The sequence below is a fragment of the Mesorhizobium sp. M7A.F.Ca.CA.004.04.2.1 genome, assembly GCF_004022825.1.
Lineage (GTDB): Bacteria > Pseudomonadota > Alphaproteobacteria > Rhizobiales > Rhizobiaceae > Mesorhizobium.
This window is the reverse complement of sequence record NZ_RZPH01000936.1, coordinates 1-2370: the sequence shown is the minus strand read 5'-3', so window position 1 is coordinate 2370 and position 2370 is coordinate 1. Positions and strand designations below refer to the sequence as shown.

Annotated in this window: 4 protein-coding genes; 1 reads left to right on the top strand and 3 read right to left on the bottom strand. The window is 61.5% G+C overall.

What is annotated here, in order from left to right; genetic code table 11:
- On the bottom strand, positions 1 to 440 hold a 440-nt coding region (locus tag EN893_RS29440), incomplete at its 3' end, for a BMP family ABC transporter substrate-binding protein (RefSeq protein ID WP_128362003.1).
- Between the two features lie 100 nt (positions 441 to 540).
- Between EN893_RS29440 and EN893_RS29435 the strand changes: the two genes are divergently transcribed.
- Positions 541 to 966 (top strand): hypothetical protein, encoded by a 426-nt coding sequence (locus EN893_RS29435; RefSeq protein ID WP_128362002.1) that lies wholly within the window; start codon positions 541 to 543, stop codon positions 964 to 966.
- 38 nt (positions 967 to 1004) lie between these two features.
- Here the strand turns inward: EN893_RS29435 and EN893_RS29430 are convergent, their stop codons facing one another.
- Positions 1005 to 1982, bottom strand: a complete 978-nt coding sequence (locus EN893_RS29430; RefSeq protein WP_245456794.1) for an ABC transporter substrate-binding protein — start codon at positions 1980 to 1982, stop codon at positions 1005 to 1007.
- 72 nt (positions 1983 to 2054) lie between these two features.
- On the bottom strand, positions 2055 to 2370 hold a 316-nt coding region (locus tag EN893_RS29425), incomplete at its 5' end, for an ABC transporter permease subunit (RefSeq protein ID WP_128362001.1).

Here is a 2370-nt window from a genome sequence, read left to right as displayed (position 1 = left end):
CGCGACACCTTGGCGGCGAGACGGCCGGCCAGATAGGCACCCTCGTGGCCGCTCAGCGTATAGTCGGCGACGAGGCCCTTCTCCAAGCCGGCTGGCGTGTCGACGATCGCCACCGGAACTTTCAGTTCCTTGGCGATTTCGGGCGCCGAGGTGTTGTAGCCGCTGGCATGCGCGATCAACAGGCTGGCGCCGTCGGAGGCAAGTTCCCGCAAGGTCGGACGAACGTCGCCATAGCCGAGGCCCTGGGCCACGACCACTTCGACGCCGGCGGCCTTGCCCGCCGCCTTGGCGGCGTCGATGCCTTGCTGGTTCCAGCCATAGTCCGTGCCTTCTTCGGGCGTCAGGATGGCGATCGACTTGACCTCGCCGGCAAGCGCGCCGCTCATCAAGACACCGGTCAATATAGCTGCACTTACACTGCTCTTAAGAAACTTTAACATGTTACCCTCTCTGTTGTTTTACCAATCAATATTCTTATTGTTATTGCGCAAAAGCGAGATAGACTGCCTAGGAAAAATTACATTATGGAGCTCAGGCAAAGTGAAGATCCGTTATGGCCTTCCGGTGATGCTGGCGTTGTCGTCCTTCGCCAACGCGGTTGAGTTGCACCATGTCACCGTCCGCACCGGCACTGACGGGCTCGACATGGTTCCGTTGACGATTTCGAATGCGGTCAGCGAAAGCCTCTCCTCCAACGCCGACTTCGCCCACTGGTATTCAGCCGGGATCGCAACGGTCGAGCCGGGCAAGAAGACCCGCGTCGAGCTCTGGTTCGATGCGAAGACCGGCACGTTCACGATCCTCAACGACAAACGCGAGAACCTGCCCGTCGAGCGGCTGTGGTGCGGTCTGGCGAGCCGCGCATATGCCACCCGCGTGCAGGTCACGCTCGACCGCACCGATGCGGCGAAAGGCGAGCGTGATGTGTCCTGCGGCATCGCGCGGGACAGCCTGGTCTGCCGGTAGGCGGTCATCGGGCTTTCCGTTCGAACACCGCGCGCCCCTTATTCTTTTGCCAGGAATGCGTCGGTGAAGACGTCGTCCGCCGACAGAGCCGTCTTGAGCACCCCCTGGTCCGTCAGCGTCTTCAGGGTCTCCTCCCACTGCGTCTTCGTCATCCAGCCAAGACCGTGTTCCTTTGTGTCGGGGCTGCTGAACGTCGAGGCGATGTCGGCGTTGATCTGCGCCAGCAGTACATCCTTTTTCTCCGCATAGCCGGGCGCGGCCTTGGCCGTGATCTCGGCGGCCTCTTCCGGATGAGCCACGACATAGTCGAAGGCCTCCCTGTATGCCTTGACGAAGCGGCGTACGACGTCCGGCTTGTCCTTGATCATCGCCTGCGAGGTGAACAGGCCCGAGCCATAGGCTTTCCACCCATGGTCCGCCCCCATCATGATGCTGAGCGAGCCGGGGCCTCCGGCCTTCGCTTCCAGCTCGGGAACCTCCGCATCGATATAGCCGACGACCGTCTGAACCCGGCCAAGCAGCAAATAGCTTTCATAGGGAGGCGAGACGCTGTTCAGCGTCATGTCCTTTTCGGTCAGGCCGTTGGCGGCCAGGAAACCCTTGAAGAAGATGTAGGTGGAGCCGGCCGGATGAATGCCGATGGTCAGTCCCTTGAGGTCGGACGGCTTGGTGAGCTTCAGCGTCTTGGCCAGCGAAATGATCCCCAGCGGCGAGTGCTGGTTGACAGCCGCCAGCGCCACGACCGGGACATTCTGCGACCGTGCGACGGCAAGCGTGGGAAGATCGCCGAACCCGAAATCCGCGTTCTCATTACCCACCAGCCGCATCGCGTCCGGCGAGCCGGACCCCTTGCGGATCTCGGCCACATCGATGTCGTTCTTGGCGAAGAAGCCCTTTTCCTTGCCGACGAAGAACATGGCGTGATTGCCGCGCACCACCCAGTCGAGCTGGACGTTGACCTTGTCGGCCGCCAGAGCCGCGCTGGAGAAGCCGAGTGCGCCGACAAAAGCTGCCAAGGTAGCTGCCTTGATAAGTGACCGTCTCAGCATGTTTTGTTCCCCTTTATGAATTTGGTTGATCGAGTGGGCCTAGGACTGGCTGAATTTCGGCGCCCACGGCACCACGATGCGTTCGAGGATTTCGGCGGCGTAGTAGAAGGCGATGCCAAGCACGGAAACGAGCAGCAGCGCTGCGAAGACCAGCGCCGTGTCGAGCTGGGTCGAAGCGAACTGGATGACGTAGCCGAGACCGTCCGACGCCCCGGCAAATTCGCCGACGATGGCGCCGATCACGCTCAACGTGGCGGCGATCTTGGTTCCGGCCATAAGGTTCGGCAGCGAGTGCGGAACGCGGATCCTGAACAGGATCTGCGTCTGGCTGGCCCCGACCGAATTCATCAGCGAC